The following is a 20,034-nucleotide window of genomic DNA, read 5'->3' as shown; positions in this document are numbered from 1 at the left end:
TGCCACGGTAAACGGCTTGCGGATCCGACTACTGGTAGAAAATATCGAAGGTGACGGTGGCTTTGACGTTGCCGCCGGAAACCGTCGGTGCGGTCTGGAAATACTGGGCGTAATAGGGGATGGAGGTCGTGGCGTTCGGCGTCACTACGGTCTGGTTCTCGAAAACCACCGCGTTCGAATTGCCGTCGAGAACCTGCACGCCCACGCCAAGCGCATATCCAGCACCCACGGTCGGCGCGACCACGCCGGCATGGCTGTCTGCAGATGCGGTATGCATGGTGATCTTCTTCACCGCGGTGCCCGATGGGCACGACAACAGGATCTGAAAAGGCTTCTTGCCCGAAGTCGAGCCGACGCCGGTGAACGCACTGCTGGACACGGTGGGCAGAACGACGTTGGTCGGATCGGTGACAAGGGTGCAGCTTGGCGTGGTGAAGGTGATGGTGTTGCCGAGCCGGAAGGTCTCCGGATACAGCGTGCTCCATCGCCAGTCGGCAAGATCGCCTGCCGCCAGCACGCTGCCTGAGGCGATCGCACCGGTCTTGATCAATTGGAGGCCGGAGGTCACGCTGAACGTCGTGGTGGTAACGTTCTCGGTATTTTGCGGGTAAGGCGTCAGATAGCTGGTCGGGTGGGTAATGCGGTAGCCCAGGCCCGGGATGCCGGTTTCGTAAGTGACATTGTCCGCCAGGTATCCGCCGCGGGAATTGACCACGCCATATGACACCGTCTCCCCTCCAAAAATACTACCGCAAGTGATATCCGGCGGGTTGGCGGGGGTAGCCTGCACCGAGGTAGCAATGATCGCACCGTCAGCCATATTGGCCGGGATGTTGATGGCCGTGGGCAGACTGAAGGTGACGGTGGTGGCGCGACCGGAACTGTATTGGCATTTTGCGCTGGCGACAGCCGGTACCAGAGCCAGCAGGAGCAGCGTTATCCACAGCCAGGTAGTGCGCATCATGTTCCGCTCCTGGCGACCTGCGCCGTGGCATGGGGCTGGTCACAGGTCGCATCGATCTGCTCGATGGCGCCAACGATTCGCTTGCCCTTGCTGCGTGATTTCAACTGGTAGGGGAACGAACAGGTCCGGGTGACATCCTGGTCCTGCCACTGCACGTTCAGACGTCCGGATTCATTGGCGGTACGCATCATGATGCGCCCGGCCTGGCCGACAACGCCGATCGTCTGGCCCTGGTCGTCGATGACTTCTGCACCGAACGGCAAGGTCGTGCCGTCCGCCAGATGCGCCTGGATCAGCACAAAACGGCCGCTTTCGCTCTTGAACTTCACGATGACCACGGCACCGGCACGCGGCACTATCTGCGCACTGGTGTTGTCGAGCTGCACGTCCAGCGACAGGCCGGTGGGATCGATGTCGATCGTATTGAGAATGTAGGGGGTGACATATGGCACGAGTGCGTAGCCGGCGTGGTCGATACGTACGCCAGCTGCATTGCCGACGCGTGCGCCCTCGGCATCCGGTGCCTCCACGATGGCCACGGTGTCGCCCAGTGACTGGCCGAAAGTGACGCCGCCCGGATGGGCGACGATGCCGCCGGCCACGTTCAGCGACGACTGCGAGTAGCCGCTGCCCGCACCGAATCCGGCGTTGAGCTGTGCATACGTGCCGCGGTAGCCCGCATTGATGCTGCCGGTGCTTCCCGTCGTGCCGGTATCGCCGCTGTCGTGCGTGGCGGTGGCGCCATAGTTGAAGCGGTCATCGACCCCGGCGGTACCGCTGAGCGTGGCCTGTTCCTGCATGCCGCCACTGCTGTCGCGGGTGAGCCCACCGGTGAGGGTGGGAGTATGCGAACTGTTGCCCAGCGGGATCGTGACATTGGCCATGTAGCGATTGTCGCTGCGCCCGGACAGGTCGCGCTCGCGGCTGGCCGAGATGTTGTAGCTCATCCGGCCAATCGAGTTGTTGTAGCCGACCTGGAACTGCGTGTCGGTGTCGTTGCGGTTCCAGTAGTTGCGTGCCGACCCGTTGACGTAGAGCGAGCCGCCGCGTGTCCCCAGCCGCTGGCTGAGGGTAATGCTGAAATTGTTGCGCTGGCGATCCACGCCTGTCGGGACCAGGCCATCGCGATAGTCGTTGCCGGTCAGTGCGGCCTGCTGTGCCGGCGTGAGCAGATCCGACACCGGAATGCCGTTGATCGTCTGCGGATAGGTGGGGCGGCCGGAGGCAAACACGGGCAGGCCGCGGCGCGCATAGTCGCGCGCCCGCACGGCATCGCCCAGGGTGAGATAGCCGCTGGTTGAATAGCGGTAGGCGGCCACGGTCAGCGAGGTGCCGGTCTGCGCCAGCGTCTTGCTGTAGCTCAGACGTACGCTCTGACCGGACATCGTGTCCAGGCCCGGGATGCGCGTGTGCGCGGCGGTGACATCCACGGCGAACGCGCCATAACGCGTGTTCAGCGCGCTGCCCAACAGAACCGCGGCGTAGCCTTGCGAACCCGCCACGCCGGCGTAACCGGTCAACATGTTGGTGAACCCGCGCTGCAAGGTGGCCTGCACCACGCCTGGCTTGTGCTCGATCGACTCGTCGCGAAGCTGGCCGGCCGCCACGCTGAAACGAATGACGCCCGGACGCAGCAACTGCGGCACCGAGGCATACGGCACCGAGAACGTATGTACGCGGCCATTCGCTTCGGTCACGCTGACCTCGAAATCGCCACCGTAGCCGGTGGCGTACAGGTCATCGATGGTGAACGGGCCCGGTGCGACGGTGGTCTGGTAAATCAGCATGCCATTCTGGCGCACGACCACTTTGGCATTGCTGTCGGCGACGCCGCGTACGGTGGGTGCATAACCGCGCAGCGACTGCGGCAGCATGCGGTCGTCGGTGGCCAGCTGCACGCCGCGCAGGCCGATGCTGTCGAAAATCTCGCCGCTGGTCCAGGAATCACCCACGGTCAGCTGCGCTTGCATCCCCGGCAGGTCGCGCTGCGCGTAGGTCGCGATGTTCTGCCAGCGATGGCTGGAACGCGCACTGCCAGCAGCCGATTGCCAGGTCAGCGAGGAATTCTCGCGGACGTGCCACCGACCCAGGTTCAACCCGGCGTTCAAGCCCAGATACGACGACGTCTGCGCAAGACCCTGGCTGCTGGTGCGGTAGCTGTTGAAGTTGTAGTCGAGCAAGCCGGCAGTTACGCCGGAATCCCAATATTTCGGGTCGACGTAGCCGCGCGCCATCTGTCCCAGGTAGGCCTGTGGCACGCTGGTGTCCAGGCGCAGGTCGGCCATGTCGAACGTCATGCTGGCGCCGGGAATCACGCTGGCCATGTCGACGCAGGCGCTGTTGTCGGTCAGGTCGCTCGTGGTCTGGGCCGACAACTTGCCCGGATGCAGCCCCAGCTTGTCGAGCAACGCCCCAGTCACGCAGGGCGCCGCACTGGCGTCGGCCGATGGCGCGGCGAAGCGCACGTCGGTGCGGCCGATGGCGCCGTCATTGAGGTAGATGTCGACGCTGTAGGTGCCTGAAGGCACGAAGTTGCCGCGTTCGAAGCGGGACAGGTCGGTGGTGTTCTGGCCTGCACCGGAAAGCATGCTGCGGTCGAAACTGGCATCGGCCGCCGAGGCATTGGCATCCGCCGCTGCGGCCCCCGAAGCTGCCGCGGCGGCAGCCATGACATGGCCACCCCAGCCGCACAACGCCAGGCCGATCAGTGCCGACAACAGCTGGCGGCGGACGACCGGCCCGCGCGTCGCTGCAACCGGGGTGCTGGCGCGTGTCGGACTCACGGCGAGATCGTGCCTTTGTAGGACGCCGCGGCTCCGAAATCGTTGACGATGGTGTAGTCGACCGTCGTTCCCGCTGCCGGCGCATGGGCAAGGTTCTTGATCGGCAGGCGCAGCGAAGACAGTGGTGCCACCATGCCGGTGTCGGGTGTGTAGGCCGTGTTGTCGACGCTCAGGGACAGCTTGCTGAAAGTAACGTGGTACGGCGTGGGGTTGTGAGCTTCCAGCGCGTAGCCCGCGCCGTCGGCGACCACGGTCCAGGTAACTTGCTGGGCAGCGGTGAGCGGATCGCCGGCCAGATTGGCCGGACGGAAGAAAAACTTGAGCCGCGAACGCACGGCGAACTGCAGCGTGTTCTGCTCTTCGCCCGGCTTGGCCGTGGGCTTGGGCGGAATCTCCAGCACATTCATCCAGAACAGCGATTCGCGATCCTTCGGCAACGGCTGGTTGGTATAGACGATGCGCAGGCTCTGGCCCTTGCCCGCATTCATGCGGGCCAGCGGCGGTGTAATCAGAAACGGCACATTCGCGGTATCGGGGGTGGAGTCGGGGTTGCCGCTGTCGATCCATGCCTCGACTAAAGCGGGCTGGTTGCCGTTGTTGCTCAGGCGCACCGTGATCTCGCCATTGGCGGCCGGAAACACCACGCGTGTACCGGCGATCACGACGCTGGCTTCGGCAACACCGCTGATTGTGGAAAGCGCAATCAAGGCTGCGCCAACGGCGCAGAGCAGGCTTTTCATCGAGATATCCCGTTTCGGATCAAGGCGCCGCGGCGATCGGCAGGAGGATCGCTGCAGCCAGGGTTCCTGGCTGCAGCGCGCCGATTCCCACTTACAGATAGGTCAGTGTGAAGTTGACGGTCGACGAAACGAGACCCGGCGTGGCTGCCGCCGTGGCTGCAATGTACTGGGCCTTGAGCGAGGCGGTACCGGCGCCGGCGGCAACTGCGATCACCGGGGCATTGGCGTTGTTGGAGGTATTGATCACGGACGCGCCATTCAACAGCTGAACCTGGACATTGGAGCCACTGACCGCCGTGTTGTTGAGGTTGCCCGTGGTGCTGTTGATGTTGGCGCCACTGAACGCCATCGTGGCGCTGGTGGTGTTGGTATCGCAGCCGGTCAGGCCGATGGAGAAGTTGGTGGCGCCGGCGACCGAGCCAACCGTATTCAGCGCGGCCGTCATGACGGTCGGCAGGGCTACGGTGGATCCGCCGTTGACGGCGACGACGCAGGTATCGGCAAGCACCTTGCCGCTGATGGTGATGGTGCCGCCTGCTGCCTGGGCAGTCGGGGCGAAACCGATGGCGGCCACGACGGCGACCAGCGCGGTGGAGATCAGGGTCTTGTTCATTGCGGTTTCCTTGTGAGTATGGGTGTTGGGCTGCTGGGTTGAGACAAGCGTTTGTCCGGGAGTGGTGATCTTCAGAAGTCCCCTCGGGCAGAGCTGCCGGCCGCAGATTTCGCCGTGGCTGAAACCGAGTAAGCAATGCGCGTGCCAAGTTATGCATGAGTGCATAGACCACAGGCACTGTGCCCACTGCGAAAGCCGGATATTTGAAGCTGAATAAGGGATTCAGCCGTTTCGTCTGTCATCCCCTGACAAATTATGTCACCAAAAATGCGAACCACGTCACTTAAATTTGATGGGGGTAATACGCGATTTTTACGTTCCAGCGAGCCCTGGAGCCGGTTTGCTCAAATTTTGTCAAGTGTGCTTGACATGAATCGTGCTGGCGTTTTAATCTGCAATTGTCAAGGTTACTTGACATATCGGCGAGGACGACGTGATGCGAAAATTCCATGTGATTCATCGAATGATCTGCCCGTTGCTGGCGCTGGCATGGCTGGCCGGTGCCGCGGCCGTGCAGGCGCAGGAGCCGGTAGCGACCGATGCGGTCGGTACGCTGAAGGTCGAGCGCTTCGGTAACCACGGCCAACCGGTGATCCTGGTCCCAGGCCTCACCTGCGGAACCTGGGAGTGGCGCGACACCATCACGCAGCTGCAGAAGAGTCATGTGGTCTATGCGGTGACGCTGGCCGGATTCGATGGCACGGCGGCGCCCACGGGTGACCGTTTCCTCGATCAGGCGGATGCCTCGTTGTTGAAGCTGATCCGCGATCGGCACATCCACAAACCGGTCCTGGTTGGCCACAGCATCGGCGGCACGCTGTCGCTCAGGTTCGCCGGCGAACATGCGGATCTGATTGCCGGTGTGGTGGCGGTGGATGGTTTGCCGGTATTTCCCGGCATGGACCGCGTGAGCACGACGCAGCGCGAAGCCATCGCCGCAAAGATGGCGCAGAAGATGGCGGGCGTCACCCAGGATCAATACCCGGCGTTTGCCCTGGGCTACATGCAGCACATGGGCGTCATCGATCCGCAACTGGCGGCTCGTCATGCCCCCGAGGTCGCGCGCAGCGATATCAAGGCGGCTGCGCGGTACATGCAGGAAGACATGGCCAGCGACTATCGCCCGGGCCTGAGCCACGCAAGCGTGCCGATCCTGGAGATCTCGCCGTACTACGCGGCGGATTTCGAGAAAGCGGCGGCGATGAGCAAGCAGCCACTTATCAGTGAGCCGCAGAAAACCGCGTATTACGCCAGCCTGTTGAAGGATGCCCCGAACGCGAAGGTGGTATCGATCGCGCCGTCGCGGCATTTCGTGATGCTCGACCAGCCGGCGAAGTTCCAGCGGGTGCTGGACGGCTTCTTGAAGACACTCTGAGGTACTGCCCATGCCACGCTTTCGGTACAAGCATTATCAGCAGCGCCTGATGCTCGCCATGACGGTGTACGTTGCCTTCATGCTGCTGGTGTGGCCGCTGGTGCGCACCACGACCAGCGTGCCGCTGAAGTTGTTGCTGGCGCTGGCTCCCGTCGTACCGATGCTCTATGTCATCGGACTGATGGTGCGCCGCATCCGCGACAGCGACGAACTGGAACAGCGCACGCATCTGATCGCGCTCGGCGTGGCCACGGCGGTGGTGGGTACGCTCAGTCTCGTTGGCGGATTCCTTGCCTCGGCGCAGGTACTGCAGATGGATGGCAGCATCCTGATCTGGGTGTTCCCGTTGCTGATGTTCTGTTACGGCACGACGCGTTGGTGGGTGGCGCAACGTTACGGCATCAGCCTCTCGTGCAGTGACGAAAACGGTGTGCCGATGTATCTGCGGTTCCTGCTGGTGGCGATCGTGATGGCGGCTATCGCGGCGGTTTGCTGGCGCTCGCTGGATGATGGCGGTCGTGGCGTGTTGTGCGGCATGAGCAGCTCGTTCGTGTTGATCGCCGCGGCACTGGCTGCCGCGCGCCGGCACGCGCGGCGACACCAGGGCGTGGAGGGGAACGGAGCATGAGGGCGGTTCACAAGCGTTATCTGCGTGAATTCATCCCGGCGATGGCCGCCTACGTGGTGCTCATCGGCGTGACGTCGAATCTGGTGTCCCATGTCGAAAGCCGCGCGTGGCGGGCGTTGTTGGTCGTGTTGCCGATGCTGCCGGTCGCGCTGGTCATCCGCGCCCTGGTACGCGTGATACGGGATCAGGACGAACTGGAACGGCAGATCGATCTGGAGGCGATCTCGATCTCGAGCGCGCTGACCGGCTTCGGCTTCTTCACGTTCGGTCTCCTGGCAGGCGCCGATGTGGTCACCGGAGTGTCGGGCAGCGTCGTGGCGATCTGGGTGATGCCCGCACTCTTCGCGAGCTTCGGGCTGGTGAAGGGGCTTATCGTGCTCCGCTATCGCCGCCAATGAACAACCATGTACGCGAATTGCGCGGCGAGCACAGCTGGTCGCAGGCCGATCTGGCCGAGCGGCTGGACGTGTCGCGGCAGACCATCAACGCGATCGAGACAGGCAAATACGATCCCAGCCTGCCGTTGGCGTTCAAGATCGCGCGCCTGTTCGGCCGTTCGATCGAATCGATTTTCTTACCGGGTGAGGAGTAGGGCATGGCTTTGAGTGGACGTACCGCGTTCCGTATCGGTGCGGTGGTCGTGGGCCTGGGCTTCCTGGCTTGGCGGCAACTGCATCATCCGCAGCAGGAAGCGATGCCTGCGCCGACACCGGCCGTTGCAACCAAGGCGGTGGCGCCGGCAAAGCCGCAAACGTGGACGTTGGGCAGCCTGGCGCTGACCGCGTGCAACCTGGAGCAGCCCAATAGCGGTCTTAGCACCGCGGCGTGGTGCGCATCGTTTCCGGTACCGGAGAATCGCGACGATCCGCACAGCCGCACGATCAAGCTGAAACTGGCGGTATTGCGGTCACGCGCGCAGGTGGCCAGCAAGGACATGCTGGTGTTTCTCGCCGGCGGTCCTGGCCAGGCGGCCACCGAGTCGGCCAGCACTCTGGCTGGCGTGCTCAATCCGTTGCTGGCGCATCGTGATGTGCTGCTGCTGGATCAGCGGGGCACTGGCGGTTCGAACGCGCTGTCCTGCGACAAATCCCCCGATGTGGCGGCATCCGACGATGACGGCGACGACGCGTTCGATGCCGGCAAGATGCGTGCGGAGGCGGCCACCTGCCTGAAGCAGTTGGCCGGCCACGCCGACCCGCGTTTCTATACCACCACGATCGCGGCGCAGGATCTGGAGGACGTGCGCAAGGCGCTCGGCTCGCCGCAGTTCGATCTGCTTGGCGTGTCGTACGGCACGCGGATGGCGCAGCAGTACCTGATGCGCTTTCCGGCTGCCGTGCGCAGCGTGGTGCTGGACAGCACGGTGCCGAACTCGCTCGCGCTGGGCGAGGATTTCGCGCGCAATCTGGACGATGCACTGAAGGCGCAGTTCGCTCGCTGCACCGCGGAGCTCGCGTGCAAGAAGCAGTTCGGCGATCCGGATCAGACGCTGTACCAGCTGCGCGATGCGCTGCGGGCGAATCCGCATGAAGTGAGCTTCCGTGATCCGCAGAGTTACCAGACGGTCAAACGGGTGTTGAACGAGAACGCGCTGGCCAGTGTCGTGCGCATGTTTGCATACACGCCAGCGACGGCGGCGTTGCTGCCATTGTCGATCGATGCTGCCGCCCATGGCGATGTCGGACCATTGCTGGGGCAGGCCAAGATCCTGTCCGGCGAGCTGTCCGAGCTGGCCGGCAGCGGCATGCAGTACGCCGTGATCTGCAGCGAGGATGCCGACCTGCTCGCGCCGCGCCCGCAGGACGCCGGCACCATCCTGGGTACGCGCATGGTCGACGGCCTCAAGGCGTTCTGTTCGGCATGGCCGAAGGGCACGCGTCCGTCCGATTTCCATCAGCCACTGAAAACCGACAAGCCGGTGCTGATGCTGGCCGGCCAGTACGACCCGGTGACACCGCCGCGCTATGCCGAGGAAGTGGCGAAAGGCCTGCCGAATGCGCGCGTGCTGGTACTCAAGGGTCAGGCACACAGTGTGATGGCGGCCGGTTGCGCGCCGCAGTTGATCCAGCATTTCGTCGAGAAGCCCGATCCGAAGGCACTGGACGCTGGCTGCCTGGACCGGCTGCAGGCCACGCCGATCTTCATCGATTTCAACGGTTCAACCCCTTAAGGAGCAGCGCCATGATCGAGGTCAGGGATTTGCACAAGGCGTTCGGCACGGTGAAGGCCGTCGACGGCGTCAGTTTCACCGCCCGCGACGGCGAGATCACCGGCCTGCTCGGCCCCAACGGCGCCGGCAAGACCACCACGCTGCGCATGCTGTACACCTTGATGACGCCGGATCGCGGCCAGGTGCTGGTGGACGGCATCGATGCGGCAGTCGACCCGCTTGGCGTGCGCCGCCAGCTCGGCGTGTTGCCGGATGCGCGCGGCTTGTACAAGCGCCTCAGCGCACGCGAGAACATCGACTACTTCGGACGCCTGCATGGCTTGCCGGAGAACCTGCTGGCCAGCCGACGCGAGGCGCTGGTCACGGCGCTGGAGATGGAAGACATCGCCGATCGCCGCACCGAGGGGTTTTCGCAAGGGCAACGCGTGAAAACCGCGATCGCCCGGGCGCTGGTGCACGACCCGCGCAACGTGATTCTCGACGAGCCGACCAACGGCCTGGACGTGATGGCGACACGCGCCTTGCGCCAGTTCATGCAGCAGCTCAAGAAGGAAGGACGTTGCGTGCTGTTTTCCAGCCACATCATGCAGGAGGTGGCGGCGCTGTGTGATCGCATCGTGGTAATCGCGCATGGTCGCGTGGTGGCCGACGAATCGCCCGATGCATTGCGGGCGCAGACCGGTGAGGACAACCTCGAGGAAGCTTTCGTGAAAATCATTGGCAGTGAAGAGGGGTTGGCCGCATGACAACTGTCGTCAACAAGCCCCGGCGCAGTGGTGCCTTCCTCACCGTGTTCCTGAAAGAGGTGAAGGAGAACCTGCGCGATCGCCGCACCCTGGTCAGTGCGTTCCTCACCGGTCCGTTGCTGGGGCCGATCATCCTGGTGATGCTGCTCAGCGTGACTCTCAACCGCGAGCTGGACAAAGCCGACAAGCCGCTGGCCGTGCCGGTCATCGGCGCCCAGTACGCGCCCAACCTGCTCGACGCGCTGAAGGCTGGCGGCGTGGTGCCGGCGGCGGCGGTGGCCGATCCCGCACAGAGCGTGCGCAAGCAGGATGCCGACGTGGTGCTGCGCATCGCCCCGGATTACGGCAAGGCCTGGCGCAAGGGTGAACCGGTGCAGGTCGAGTTGTTCTACGACTCCTCCCAGCGCGATGCGAATACCTCGGTGGACCGGGTGGCCCATCTGGTCGAAAGCTACGCGCGGCAACAGGGCGCGATGCGGCTGGTGGCACGGGGCATGTCGCCCGGCACGGCATGGCCGCTGCAGGTGGCCAAGCGCGACCAGGCTACGCCGCAGTCGCGCGCGGTGTTGATGTTCGCGATGCTGCCGTACTTCTTCGTGATCACCGTGTTCATGGGCGGCATGTATCTGGCGATCGACCTGACCGCGGGCGAACGCGAGCGGCAATCGCTGGAACCGTTGTTCGCCAATCCGGTGCCGCGCTGGAAAATCCTGTGCGGCAAGCTGGCGGCGATCTGCGTGTTCTCCGTCGCGAGCTTGTTGATCACCCTGCTGGCATTCGCCGTGGTCGGGCAGTTCATTCCCACCGAGAAAATCGGCATGGAGCTGGACCTGGGGGTGCACTTTGCGATCCACGTGCTGCTGCTGATGTTGCCGCTGGTGTTGTTGCTGGCCGCGCTGCAGTCGATGGTGGCCGCGTTCGCCAAGAGCTACCGCGAGGCGCAGACCTACATCTCGCTGCTGATGCTGGTGCCGATCATCCCCAGCCTGCTGCTGTCGTTCATGCCGATCAAGGCGCAGGCGTGGATGTATGCCGTGCCGTTGCTGGGCCAGAACCTGGGCATTATGCAGTTGCTGCGCGGCGATGGTGTCAGCGCCGAACAGATGGGCCTGTGCCTGGCAGGCAGCCTGGTTGCCGCCATGCTTGCGGTGCTGGTGACGATCCAGCTGTATCGCTCCGAGAAGCTGGCGATCTCGGTCTGAGGAAAACCTGCTCCCTCCCCCGTGTGCAGGGGAGGGAGACAGTCGCGTCGATCAACGACGTGTTGCCGCCTCGGTGGCGCAACCGGTCTTTACCAGATGGTGTTGCGGGTCGTAGATCGCCACGCTGGCGACCGTGGTGAACTGCTCGGCGTTGCTGCTCAGGGTGATGGTGCGTTTCACTTCCTGGGTGCCGGCATAGCTGCCATCCGGGTTGAAGCGGAAAAAGCTGAACTCCGAGGTGAACTTGCGCAGGCTGGCGAATCGCCACGTGCCAAGGCTGGGATAGCGGGTGGCGGGCGACATGTTGACGCCGAATTCGAGCTGGCTGCCATCGGCCGCGTACCGGTTCATCGCCGGGAACGTCGCAACCGCGTGGCCGCTGACGCAATCGCGCAGGGTCACGCTGACGTCCCACACGCCAACCAGGCGTAGCGGTGCGGGAAGCCAGGAGGCTGGCGAACTGCCAGGGTTGGTGGCGCTGGCGCTGCTGCCCACGCCGATGGCGGCAGCCAGCGCCGCGGCCACAAGGAATGTCCTGCTGCAGGGAAACGGTTTCATGATGTGGACCTCGCGTAAGGGTTGGAACGGTGTTCCGGCTGGAAAGTCACCGTGGTCACATCTTTTGCGCCGCCAGGCCGTGGAGTCCTTAGAATCGGTCTGAAGAGTTCTGAAAACCGCGCCGTCATCCAGGGAGACAGGCCGTGACTCGCTACGCGTTCGACGATTTCTGCCTCGACGACGCTACCCGGACGCTATCCCGCGGGGGTGCACCGATCGCGTTGACGCCGCGGGTCTTCGACACATTGCTGCACCTGCTGGCGCGCAGTGGTGAGCTAGTCGACAAGAACGAGTTGATGCAGGCCGTATGGCCGTCACGCGTGGTCGAGGAGAACAATCTCAATCAGGCCATCTCGACCCTGCGCCGCGCGTTGGGTGAACGGCGTGGCGAACCGCATTACATCCTGACGGTGCCGGGGCGCGGTTACCGTTTTGTCGCCACGGTGCGAGCGGCGTCGCCGGACGAACCGGCACCGGCATCGAAACCGCTGCGCACGCTGGCCGTACTGCCGTTCAAGCTGTTGCAGCCTGTGCAGGACGAAGCGCTGCAGAGCGGTATGGCCGACACCTTGATCACCCGCCTCAGCAGCCTTGGCGAGCTGGTCGTCAGGCCGTTGTCGGCAGTGAGCCGTTTCAGTGGCCAGCCTCACGACCCGCTCGAAATCGGTCGCCGCCTGGGCGTGGACGCGGTGCTGGACGGCACGATCCAGCAGGCCTCTGCACGGGCAAGAATAAGCATGCGCCTGCTCAATGTCGCCGAGGGGCGACAGCAGTGGGCCGAGATCTTCGATACGCAAGCCGATGACCTGTTTGCACTGCAGGACACCGTGGCGGAAAAGGCGATCGCCGCGCTGGCGTTGCGGCTCAGCTATGACCAACGCATCCAGCTGACCCGGCGCTACACCGAGCATCCCGAAGCATGGCGCTGCCATGCGCTGGCACGGTTTTTCGTCGAGCAGCGTTCGCCGTCCGCACTGAAGCAGGCGATCGGGCATTTCAGGGAGGCGCTAACGTTCGATCCCGGTTACGTGCTGGCCCATGCGGGGCTGTCCGACGTCTACACGATCCAGGGCGTGATGGGCGCGCGGCCGCCGCACGAAGTCGGGCCGTTGGCGCGCGAAGCGGCGCTGCATGCGCTGGCGATCGACGAGCGTTTGCCGGCGGCGCACTACGCGCTCGGCCACGCGCTGGTGCAATACGATCGCGACTGGGCCGGTGCCGAAGTGGCCTATCGACGTGCACTGGAACTCGATCCGAACTGCACGGATGCCCACCACCGCTATGCCATCCTGCTGATGACGTCGGGGCGCCCCGATGAAGCGTTCGTGCAGATCCGGCGTGCGCGGGAACTCGATCCGACCTCGCTGCCGGTCCACGTCACCGAAGGTTTCCTGTACTACTGGGATCGCCAGTATCCGCTCGCGATACGGCATCTACGCGGCACGCTCGAGCGCGAGCCGCATTTCTGGATGGCGCATTACTGGCTGGCCCAGGTGCTCGGTTCCCATGGCGAGCACGCCGACGCGATCGCCAGTGCGCGGCAGGCGAACGAACTGCTTGGCGATGAGCGTGCGTCGTGGCTGATCGCCTGGACCCATGCCGTGGCTGGCAGGCGCAGCGAGGCGCTGGCACAACTCGATGCGTTGCTGGAACGGTCGCGCGATCACTACGTCCCGCCTTACGACATCGCCCAGGTTTATGCCGGCCTGGGCGACACCAAGCAACTCTTCGCGTGGCTGGATCGTGCCGAGCGGGAGCGCGCACGCCATGTGGATACGCTGGGCGTGAATCCGGTCATGGACGCGTTTCGCGCTGATCCGCGCATGGCCGATCTGTGTGCGCGGGTGGGGCTTGCTCCGGTAGCCGGGCAGCCCATGCCGCCGGCTTGAGGTTCATCCCGGCGGGGCGGTCAATTCCCTGGCGTTGAGGTAGCCGTCGCCGCTGCGGTCGAGCTTGTGGAACTGTCGGCGCAGGTTGTCCTGATAGGCCTGCAACGTGATCGGACTGCCGCGGCCGCCGGGCAGTTCATCGGTTTCGATGGTGCCGTCGCCGTTGCTGTCCATGTTCTGGAAGCCGCGGCCCATGTAGGCCAGGTACTCCGCTTCGCTGACCCGTCCGTCACCGTTGCTGTCGAACATGCGCAGGTATTCCGCGCGACTGTCCTGGGCCAGCGTCGCCGTCGACGCCAGCAGCAGGATCACCGCGGCGGCGATCGGTCGCGCGTTCAGCGGTGGCCGCCGTGGATGCCGATGAACTGCAGAAACTCCGCGCGCGTACGCGCGTCGTCACGGAACGAACCGAGCATCTGGCTGGTCACCATCGACACCCCGCGCTTGTGCACGCCGCGCGTGGTCATGCATTCGTGGCTGGCGTCGATCACCACCGCCACGCCGGCCGGCTGCAGGGTTTCCTGGATGCACTGGGCGATTTCGGCGGTGAGTTTTTCCTGCACCTGGAATCGGCGCGCGTAGCCGTCCACTACACGGGCCAGCTTGCTGATGCCGACGACGCGGTTGGTCGGCATGTAGCCGACATGGGCGCGGCCGACGATCGGCGCCATGTGGTGTTCGCAGTGGCTTTCGAACTCGATGTCGCGCAACACCACCATCTCGTCGTAACCGGCCACTTCCTTGAAGGTACGGCGCAGGTAATCGGCCGGGTCGGATTCGTAACCGGAGAACCAGTCGCGATACGCCTTGACCACCCGCTTGGGCGTATCGAGCAGCCCCTCGCGTGCCGGATCCTCGCCAGCCCAGCGCAGCAGGATGCGCACGGCCTCCTCGGCTTGTTCCTGGCTGACGTCGTTGGGAGTGCGCTGGTCGCTCATGCGGTGGCCTTGGGTGTGCGGACGGGCCAGTTTAGCGTCGATGGCAAATCCCGTCTGTTGTGGGAGCGACTTCAGTCGCGATTGCCTTGTGGATAAAGCAGGTCAAGAGCGTAGCGACCGAAGTCGCTTCCACGCGAAGGCGGAGGTAAATAGTCAGCTTGACAAGACAATATGTAATACATAAATTACATTATGTCTTTCGGAGATGACATCATGTCTAGAACCCTGCGTTACGCCGTACTGATTCCGTTGTCGGTACTCGCGTTCTACGTGCTGTTCGTTCTTCCCGATATCGATCTGGGCTGGCCCGGTGGACTGGCCCTGCTCGCCGGCGCATGGATCGTCTGGTATCTGCTGTGGACGACGCTGCGGGAGTCCGCCGTCGCGGGAGCGACCAGCGATTCCGTGGCGCCGGTGTCACCGGGCGAACAGCAGGCGTGGATCGGCCTGGTCTTCACCGTGGCGATCCTCGTTTACTACGCCTTGCGCGGCTCGCTGATGGTTGCCGCCGACGGCACGATGGCGTCGGAAGCCCCGGCCATCGGCAAGCACATCGGCATGTTGGTGGTCGCGTGGCTGATCGTGATGCGGGTGCTGCGCAAACGCTGGCGCGACACGGTGGAGCAGGACGAGCGCGACCGTGTCATCCAGGCTCGCGCCAGTGGTTGGGCGCGTTGGGGGCTGACTGCTTTCGTGCTGGCCATCGCGGTGATGTTCGCGTTCTCGCCGCTCGATCATTTGCAGTGGGCAAAGCCGATGACGATCTCCAACCTGATGATGACCGGCCTGATCGCCTCATCCCTGCTCGAATACGCGGTGACCGGGCTGACTTACTGGCGCGATCGGCACTGACGATGACCGGCACCCCGATCGACAACACCATCCGCAAGCTGCGTTTCGAGCATGGCGAAATGACCCAGCAAGCGCTGGCCGACGCCTGCGGCATCACCCGCCAAACCGTCATAGCACTGGAAGCCGGCAAGTACGCGCCGTCGCTGGAACTGGCGTTTCGCATCGCACGCGCGTTCGATGCGGGCGTGGAGGATGTGTTTCGGTGGAAGCGTTGAGGTTCGAGTTCAGACCTCGGCATCGTCTTCCGGATCGTCCGGCAGCGACAGCGCCTCGCCGAGCAGATCCTGCGCCGCGTCGCTGGACAGCGACTCGACCCCGCGCAGCTTTCGCTCGATCGTCTTGGTTTTCTTGCCCGCGTCGCTGATGCTCTTGCTGACGGTGTTGAGCTGGCGCTCGGCCTTTTCCAGCACCAGTCCGAACTTGCCGAACTCGCTCTTCACAGCGCCGAGCAACTTCCACACCTCGCTGCTGCGCTTGGCGATCGCCAGCGTGCGGAAGCCCATCTGCAGGCTGTTGAGCAGGGCGCTCAACGTGGTCGGACCAGCCACCATCACTCGGTGGTCGCGCTGCAGGCTCTCGAACAGGCCGGGTCGGCGCAGCACTTCGGCATACAGGCCTTCGGTGGGCAGGAACAGCACCGCGAAATCGGTGGTGTGCGGTGCCGACACGTATTTCGATTTGATCCGCTTGGCCTCCTCGCGCACGCGCACTTCGAGCGCGCGCCCGGCCAGCGCGGCGGCATCGACGTCCGCGGCGTCCTGGGCCTCCAGCAGGCGTTGGTAATCCTCGACCGGGAATTTCGAATCGATCGGCAGGTACACGTTCTCGCCGTCCTCCTGTCCCGGCATGCGGATCGCGTATTCCACGCGTTCGCTGCTGCCCGGCACGGTGGCGACGTTGGCGGCGTATTGTTCGGCAGTCAGCAGATCCTCGAGCAGGCCGCCGAGCTGAACCTCGCCCAGGATGCCTCGACGCTTCACGTTGCTCAGCACGCGCTTGAGGTCGCCCACGCCGATGGCGAGATTCTGCATTTCGCCGAGTCCGCGCTGCACCGCTTCCAGCCGGTCCGATACCAGCTGGAACGACTGGCCCAGCCGGGTCTCCAGCGTGCTCTGCAGTTTCTCGTCGACGGTGGCGCGCATCTGCTCGAGTTTTGCCGCGTTGTCCTGCTGAATTGCGCCCAGCTTGGCCTCCAGCGTGGCGCGTACTTCGCCCATGCGCTTTTCATGCTCGGCACCGAGTGCGGCCAGACGTTGCTGCTGCTGTTCGCCGAAATGGTTGAGTGCGAGCGTGGTTTCCTCGCGGCTCCTGCGCGCATCTTCGGCCAGCCGCTGCGCCAGCGATTGCAGGCCGCTGTCGGTGCGTTCGGTCAGCAGGCTCAGGCGCTGGCCGAAGCTGTCGATGCGTTCGGCCTGTTGCTGCGACATGCCGCCGAGCTGTTCGCCGAGGTGGCCGCGAAAACGGTCGAAGCCCTGCTGCAGTTCTTCACGACCGGCGCGCTGCTCTTCGCGCAGGGTGCGTTCGACGCGGGCGCTGTCGTCCTTCAGCGCATCCAGCTTCGTACCCACGCCTGCATCGCCGCGACGGCGCAGCAGCAGGGCGATCTGCAACAACAGCGACAGCGCGACGAGGATCAGCAGGGCGATCAACAGCATTTCAACGGGCATGAAGCGTTTTCCCTTGTGAAGGCATCCAGTGTACGTCGAGCCGTCTCATCTGTTGCGCCAGGTGCGCCGCCGCTGCGGGTAATGAGCCGCGCAAGGCCCAAGGTCGAAACGGCTCAGGCGCGGCGATGCGCCAAGGCACGCAATCGCCTGCGCAGGAATCGCAGGGTGAGCTGTTCGAGCTGGCGTGGATGACGGCTGGCGCTGGCGGGTATCGCCTGGATCAGGCTGCCGTCCTGCCAGCCCTCGATGATCTGCGGATGGATGTACGAAGCGCGGCACACCGCCGGCGTGTTGCCGAGGATGGCGGCGACTTCCTTGACGGCACCGGCCAGCGCGCTGCGTCGTGCCCGTTCGCCGCCCTTTTCGGGCAGCGGCGTGCGTGCCAGCACACCGGCGGCCTGCACCGTGCCTCCCCAGGTGCGGAAGTCCTTGGCGCTGAAGTCCTCGCCACAGGCATCGTGCAGATAGTCGTTGACCTGGCCGGAGTCGATCGGCTGGCGCTTGCCATCGTCGTCCAGGTATTGGAACAACAGCTGGCCGGGCAACTGTTGTACGCGGCGCACGATGCGCGCCAGGTGCTTGTCGTCGAGTTCCACTTCGCGCTGTTGTCCGCTCTTGCCGCGAAACGCAAAACGCAGCCGGCCACGTTCGGCGCGCACGTGGCGCGAGCGCAGGGTGGTGAGCCCGTAACTGCCGTTGGCGCGGGTGTAGCCGTCGTTGCCGATCCGGATCAGGGTCTCGTCCAGCAGCCGCACGATCAGCGCCAGCACCTTGTCTCGCGGCAGGCCAGCCAGGCCGAGATCGCGGCGTACGCGGCGACGCAATTTCGGCAGCAATGCACCGAACGTCAGCACGCGATCGAACTTGCCGTGATCGCGCAATGCGCGCCACAACGCATGGTAGCGATACTGCTTTCGCCCGCGGGCATCGCGTCCGGTGGCCTGCAAGTGGCCGCGTGGATTCGCACAGATCCACACATCGATGTAGGCCGGCGGGATCGCCAGTGTGCGAATGCGTTGCAGCTCTTCCTGGTCGCGGACCGCATGCCCAGCGGCGTCGCGATAGCCGAACCCCTTGCCGTGCCGCAGCCGCTGGATGCCGGGGCGCGCGTCGCTGACATACACCAGGCCGACGGCGCGGACTTCCGCGCGCAGACGGGGATCGAGGTCGGTGGAAGATGGGCTCATCGCCGCAGGTTGTCGCCGTGGCGGTCAACGCCGCGTGCAGGTCAGTCCACCCGGCAGAACACCGCTTTCAGGTAGCGTCCTTCCGGCACGTCGGTGCGGAACGGGTGATCGGCGCCGGCGCCGCGCACTTCCAGCACCTGGATTTCGCGGCCGGCATTCAAGGCAACCCGGCGCAGCATTTCCAGGAACTCGCCTTCGCCGACCAGCCCGGTGCACGAGCAGGTCACCAGCAGGCCGCCGGGCGGGATGATATCCAGCGCCATGCGGTTCATCGCGAAGTATTTCTTCAGCGCGTCCATCACCTTGCTGCGATCGCGGGTGAGCTTGGCCGGATCGAGGATCACCGCGTCGTAGCGCTCGCCGCGCGCTACTGCGGCGCGCACCCAGTCGAAGATGTCGGACTGCTCGAAGCGGACCTCGACGCCGTTGGCGGCTGCGTTGGCGCGGGCGACTTCGAGGATGCCCGCATCCAGGTCCACGCCAACGGCCTCGCGCGCGCCGGCAGCCATCGCGTGCACGGCGAAACCGCCGGCGTTGCAGCACAGGTCGAGCACGCGGCGGCCCTTTGCCAGTTCCGCGAAGCGTTTGCGGTTGTCGCGCTGGTCGGCGAAGAAGCCGGTCTTGTGGCCCGAACCCGGTGCGGCGTGAAAGCGCAGGCCGTGCTCGTGCACCTCGAACGCAGCCGGCACGTCGGGGCTGCGGCAGTCGAACGATTCCTGCTTCTGCACGTGCGACTCGGCGAACCAGTACAGCTGCGCGCCGGGGAAGTGCGTGAGCAGGGCGGCATGGATCGCCTCGCGGAAACGCCACATGCCGGCGGCAAAGTATTCGATGACGATGACGTTGGCGTAGCGGTCGACGATCAGCCCGGAGAGATCGTCGCCCTCGCTGTGCACGACGCGCCAGGCGTCGCTGACCTGGTCGAGCTGCAGCCAGTCGCGGCGCAGCTGCACGGCGCGGGCGATGCGGGCGGCAATCCAATCGGCGTCGATGGCGGCGTCGGGATGGGTGTCGAGCAGGCGCAGCGCGATGCGTGCATGGCCGTTCCAGAACGCGCGGCCGACGAAACGGCCTTTCGCATCCTGCACCTCGACCACGCTGCCTGGCGGCAATTTCGCTTCCGGCTTGTAGATCTGCGCCGACCACACCCACGGATGGCCGGGGTTGCGATCGGATTTCAGGCGAATGACGGGGAGCGCGACGGGAGTATTCATCCGCCCATGATAGCTGGTGACCACCACCTCCTCCGTGGCGACGCCAAGAGAGGATGGCGGTGTCAGCGCAGGCGCAGGGCCAGCCAGGAGAGCAGGGCGAGCAGGTTGATGCCCAGTCGCGATACCGAGGGGCCGGCAACCGCAAGCAGAAAACCTTGCGTACCGAGATGCCAGTCGATACCCAGCCGCGGCGTGGCCTGCAGCGTGGCGAACACATTGACGAAGGCGCCGCAGTGCAGTGCATAACTGAACATCGGCGTGGCGATCAACGGCAGCTGCAGCAGCTGGGCCCAGCTGGACATCCGTACGCCTTGCTCGCTGCCGGCGACCAGCTGGATGCCGGCGGCCAGCACGAAGCCGTACAGCGCCAGGCCGATCAGCGCGATCACGCTGTCATGTGCGCCGAACGGCAACAAGCGATACAACATGGTCGCCACGCCATACAGGCCGCCAGCGATTTCGAGGGCGCCGATCAGGCGGAACAGGGTGGTGCGCATGCAAAACTCCG

At 64.6% G+C, this 20,034-nt stretch carries 21 protein-coding genes; 10 read left to right on the top strand and 11 right to left on the bottom strand.

Annotated features, from left to right (window positions below):
- Positions 1-28: 28 nt before the first annotated feature.
- The 4 genes from ACPPVV_RS17435 to ACPPVV_RS17420 all read right to left on the bottom strand — a co-directional run bounded on the left by ACPPVV_RS17435 (position 29) and on the right by ACPPVV_RS17420 (position 5,100).
- The gene (locus ACPPVV_RS17435) at positions 29-964 is read right to left on the bottom strand and encodes a fimbrial protein (RefSeq protein WP_426701130.1); all 936 of its coding nucleotides are present in this window, start codon (positions 962-964) and stop codon (positions 29-31) included.
- Complete coding sequence (locus ACPPVV_RS17430; protein ID WP_426701129.1) at positions 961-3,747, bottom strand: fimbria/pilus outer membrane usher protein; 2,787 nt, start codon at positions 3,745-3,747, stop codon at positions 961-963. Before ACPPVV_RS17430 ends, ACPPVV_RS17435 begins: the two co-directional genes overlap by 4 nt.
- Positions 3,744-4,487, bottom strand: coding sequence for a fimbrial biogenesis chaperone (locus ACPPVV_RS17425; RefSeq protein ID WP_426701128.1), 744 nt, complete (start codon positions 4,485-4,487; stop codon positions 3,744-3,746). Before ACPPVV_RS17425 ends, ACPPVV_RS17430 begins: the two co-directional genes overlap by 4 nt.
- Positions 4,488-4,578: 91 nt before the next feature.
- Complete coding sequence (locus tag ACPPVV_RS17420) at positions 4,579-5,100, bottom strand: fimbrial protein (protein WP_426701127.1); 522 nt, start codon at positions 5,098-5,100, stop codon at positions 4,579-4,581.
- A 436-nt stretch (positions 5,101-5,536) separates the two neighbouring features.
- On the opposite strand from ACPPVV_RS17420, the gene ACPPVV_RS17415 reads away from it, so the two are divergent.
- The 7 genes from ACPPVV_RS17415 to ACPPVV_RS17385 are packed head-to-tail and all read left to right on the top strand — an operon-like array spanning position 5,537 to position 11,221.
- On the top strand, positions 5,537-6,475 hold the full coding sequence (locus ACPPVV_RS17415) for an alpha/beta fold hydrolase (protein WP_426701126.1): 939 nt from the start codon (positions 5,537-5,539) through the stop codon (positions 6,473-6,475).
- A 10-nt stretch (positions 6,476-6,485) separates the two neighbouring features.
- Positions 6,486-7,103: a hypothetical protein gene (locus ACPPVV_RS17410; RefSeq protein ID WP_426701125.1), complete on the top strand. Its 618-nt coding sequence runs from the start codon at positions 6,486-6,488 to the stop codon at positions 7,101-7,103.
- Complete coding sequence (locus tag ACPPVV_RS17405) at positions 7,100-7,501, top strand: hypothetical protein (protein ID WP_426701124.1); 402 nt, start codon at positions 7,100-7,102, stop codon at positions 7,499-7,501. The genes ACPPVV_RS17410 and ACPPVV_RS17405 overlap by 4 nt, the downstream gene beginning before the upstream one ends.
- On the top strand, positions 7,498-7,695 hold the full coding sequence (locus ACPPVV_RS17400; protein ID WP_426701123.1) for a helix-turn-helix transcriptional regulator: 198 nt from the start codon (positions 7,498-7,500) through the stop codon (positions 7,693-7,695). The genes ACPPVV_RS17405 and ACPPVV_RS17400 overlap by 4 nt, the downstream gene beginning before the upstream one ends.
- 3 nt (positions 7,696-7,698) lie before the next feature.
- The gene (locus ACPPVV_RS17395; protein WP_426701122.1) at positions 7,699-9,273 is read left to right on the top strand and encodes an alpha/beta hydrolase; all 1,575 of its coding nucleotides are present in this window, start codon (positions 7,699-7,701) and stop codon (positions 9,271-9,273) included.
- A gap of 11 nt (positions 9,274-9,284) precedes the next feature.
- Positions 9,285-10,019, top strand: a complete 735-nt coding sequence (locus tag ACPPVV_RS17390; RefSeq protein ID WP_426701121.1) for an ATP-binding cassette domain-containing protein — start codon at positions 9,285-9,287, stop codon at positions 10,017-10,019.
- Positions 10,016-11,221 carry an ABC transporter permease gene (locus tag ACPPVV_RS17385; protein WP_426701120.1) on the top strand — a complete coding sequence of 402 codons (1,206 nt, stop codon included), beginning with the start codon at positions 10,016-10,018 and terminating at the stop codon, positions 11,219-11,221. The genes ACPPVV_RS17390 and ACPPVV_RS17385 overlap by 4 nt, the downstream gene beginning before the upstream one ends.
- Positions 11,222-11,272: 51 nt before the next feature.
- Here ACPPVV_RS17385 and ACPPVV_RS17380 read toward each other — a convergent pair whose 3' ends face one another.
- Entirely contained in the window at positions 11,273-11,779 is a 507-nt protein-coding gene (locus tag ACPPVV_RS17380) for a hypothetical protein (protein ID WP_426701119.1), read from the bottom strand.
- A gap of 143 nt (positions 11,780-11,922) precedes the next feature.
- Here ACPPVV_RS17380 and ACPPVV_RS17375 point away from each other — a divergent pair, with 143 nt between their 5' ends.
- A complete protein-coding gene (locus tag ACPPVV_RS17375; RefSeq protein ID WP_426701118.1) occupies positions 11,923-13,668 on the top strand; it encodes a winged helix-turn-helix domain-containing protein in 1,746 nt (581 codons plus the stop codon).
- 3 nt (positions 13,669-13,671) lie between these two features.
- Here ACPPVV_RS17375 and ACPPVV_RS17370 read toward each other — a convergent pair whose 3' ends face one another.
- Together ACPPVV_RS17370 and folE are read right to left on the bottom strand one after the other, a co-directional pair.
- Complete coding sequence (locus tag ACPPVV_RS17370) at positions 13,672-13,980, bottom strand: EF-hand domain-containing protein (protein WP_426701117.1); 309 nt, start codon at positions 13,978-13,980, stop codon at positions 13,672-13,674.
- Positions 13,981-14,003: 23 nt separating this feature from the next.
- Positions 14,004-14,606: a GTP cyclohydrolase I FolE gene (gene folE / locus ACPPVV_RS17365; RefSeq protein ID WP_426701116.1), complete on the bottom strand. Its 603-nt coding sequence runs from the start codon at positions 14,604-14,606 to the stop codon at positions 14,004-14,006.
- Between the two features lie 213 nt (positions 14,607-14,819).
- Here folE and ACPPVV_RS17360 point away from each other — a divergent pair, with 213 nt between their 5' ends.
- Together ACPPVV_RS17360 and ACPPVV_RS17355 are read left to right on the top strand one after the other, a co-directional pair.
- A complete protein-coding gene (locus tag ACPPVV_RS17360) occupies positions 14,820-15,458 on the top strand; it encodes a hypothetical protein (protein ID WP_426701115.1) in 639 nt (212 codons plus the stop codon).
- 2 nt (positions 15,459-15,460) lie between these two features.
- Positions 15,461-15,673, top strand: coding sequence for a helix-turn-helix transcriptional regulator (locus ACPPVV_RS17355; protein WP_426701114.1), 213 nt, complete (start codon positions 15,461-15,463; stop codon positions 15,671-15,673).
- Positions 15,674-15,682: 9 nt separating this feature from the next.
- Here the strand turns inward: ACPPVV_RS17355 and ACPPVV_RS17350 are convergent, their stop codons facing one another.
- The 4 genes from ACPPVV_RS17350 to ACPPVV_RS17335 form a co-directional block, all read right to left on the bottom strand.
- Positions 15,683-17,125, bottom strand: a complete 1,443-nt coding sequence (locus ACPPVV_RS17350; protein ID WP_426701113.1) for a DNA recombination protein RmuC — start codon at positions 17,123-17,125, stop codon at positions 15,683-15,685.
- A gap of 113 nt (positions 17,126-17,238) precedes the next feature.
- Positions 17,239-18,312 carry a DNA topoisomerase IB gene (locus ACPPVV_RS17345; RefSeq protein ID WP_426701112.1) on the bottom strand — a complete coding sequence of 358 codons (1,074 nt, stop codon included), beginning with the start codon at positions 18,310-18,312 and terminating at the stop codon, positions 17,239-17,241.
- 41 nt (positions 18,313-18,353) lie between these two features.
- The gene (locus tag ACPPVV_RS17340; RefSeq protein WP_426701111.1) at positions 18,354-19,526 is read right to left on the bottom strand and encodes a class I SAM-dependent rRNA methyltransferase; all 1,173 of its coding nucleotides are present in this window, start codon (positions 19,524-19,526) and stop codon (positions 18,354-18,356) included.
- Between the two features lie 62 nt (positions 19,527-19,588).
- The gene (locus ACPPVV_RS17335) at positions 19,589-20,023 is read right to left on the bottom strand and encodes a hypothetical protein (protein WP_426701110.1); all 435 of its coding nucleotides are present in this window, start codon (positions 20,021-20,023) and stop codon (positions 19,589-19,591) included.
- Positions 20,024-20,034: the final 11 nt, after the last annotated feature.

Source organism: Rhodanobacter sp. Col0626 (assembly GCF_049994385.1).
Taxonomy (GTDB): Bacteria; Pseudomonadota; Gammaproteobacteria; order Xanthomonadales; family Rhodanobacteraceae; genus Rhodanobacter.
This window is presented reverse-complemented; position numbering and strand designations above follow the sequence as displayed.

Coding starts and splice junctions, on each gene's coding strand:
- ACPPVV_RS17340 (WP_426701111.1), bottom strand. CDS start 19,526: ATGAATACTCCCGTCGCGCTCCCCGTCATTCGCCTGAAATCCGATCGC.
- ACPPVV_RS17385 (WP_426701120.1), top strand. CDS start 10,016: ATGACAACTGTCGTCAACAAGCCCCGGCGCAGTGGTGCCTTCCTCACC.
- ACPPVV_RS17410 (WP_426701125.1), top strand. CDS start 6,486: ATGCCACGCTTTCGGTACAAGCATTATCAGCAGCGCCTGATGCTCGCC.
- ACPPVV_RS17360 (WP_426701115.1), top strand. CDS start 14,820: ATGTCTAGAACCCTGCGTTACGCCGTACTGATTCCGTTGTCGGTACTC.
- folE (WP_426701116.1), bottom strand. CDS start 14,606: ATGAGCGACCAGCGCACTCCCAACGACGTCAGCCAGGAACAAGCCGAG.
- ACPPVV_RS17405 (WP_426701124.1), top strand. CDS start 7,100: ATGAGGGCGGTTCACAAGCGTTATCTGCGTGAATTCATCCCGGCGATG.
- ACPPVV_RS17400 (WP_426701123.1), top strand. CDS start 7,498: ATGAACAACCATGTACGCGAATTGCGCGGCGAGCACAGCTGGTCGCAG.
- ACPPVV_RS17390 (WP_426701121.1), top strand. CDS start 9,285: ATGATCGAGGTCAGGGATTTGCACAAGGCGTTCGGCACGGTGAAGGCC.
- ACPPVV_RS17425 (WP_426701128.1), bottom strand. CDS start 4,487: ATGAAAAGCCTGCTCTGCGCCGTTGGCGCAGCCTTGATTGCGCTTTCC.
- ACPPVV_RS17415 (WP_426701126.1), top strand. CDS start 5,537: ATGCGAAAATTCCATGTGATTCATCGAATGATCTGCCCGTTGCTGGCG.
- ACPPVV_RS17335 (WP_426701110.1), bottom strand. CDS start 20,023: ATGCGCACCACCCTGTTCCGCCTGATCGGCGCCCTCGAAATCGCTGGC.
- ACPPVV_RS17345 (WP_426701112.1), bottom strand. CDS start 18,312: ATGAGCCCATCTTCCACCGACCTCGATCCCCGTCTGCGCGCGGAAGTC.
- ACPPVV_RS17380 (WP_426701119.1), bottom strand. CDS start 11,779: ATGAAACCGTTTCCCTGCAGCAGGACATTCCTTGTGGCCGCGGCGCTG.
- ACPPVV_RS17350 (WP_426701113.1), bottom strand. CDS start 17,125: ATGCCCGTTGAAATGCTGTTGATCGCCCTGCTGATCCTCGTCGCGCTG.
- ACPPVV_RS17395 (WP_426701122.1), top strand. CDS start 7,699: ATGGCTTTGAGTGGACGTACCGCGTTCCGTATCGGTGCGGTGGTCGTG.
- ACPPVV_RS17355 (WP_426701114.1), top strand. CDS start 15,461: ATGACCGGCACCCCGATCGACAACACCATCCGCAAGCTGCGTTTCGAG.
- ACPPVV_RS17435 (WP_426701130.1), bottom strand. CDS start 964: ATGATGCGCACTACCTGGCTGTGGATAACGCTGCTCCTGCTGGCTCTG.
- ACPPVV_RS17420 (WP_426701127.1), bottom strand. CDS start 5,100: ATGAACAAGACCCTGATCTCCACCGCGCTGGTCGCCGTCGTGGCCGCC.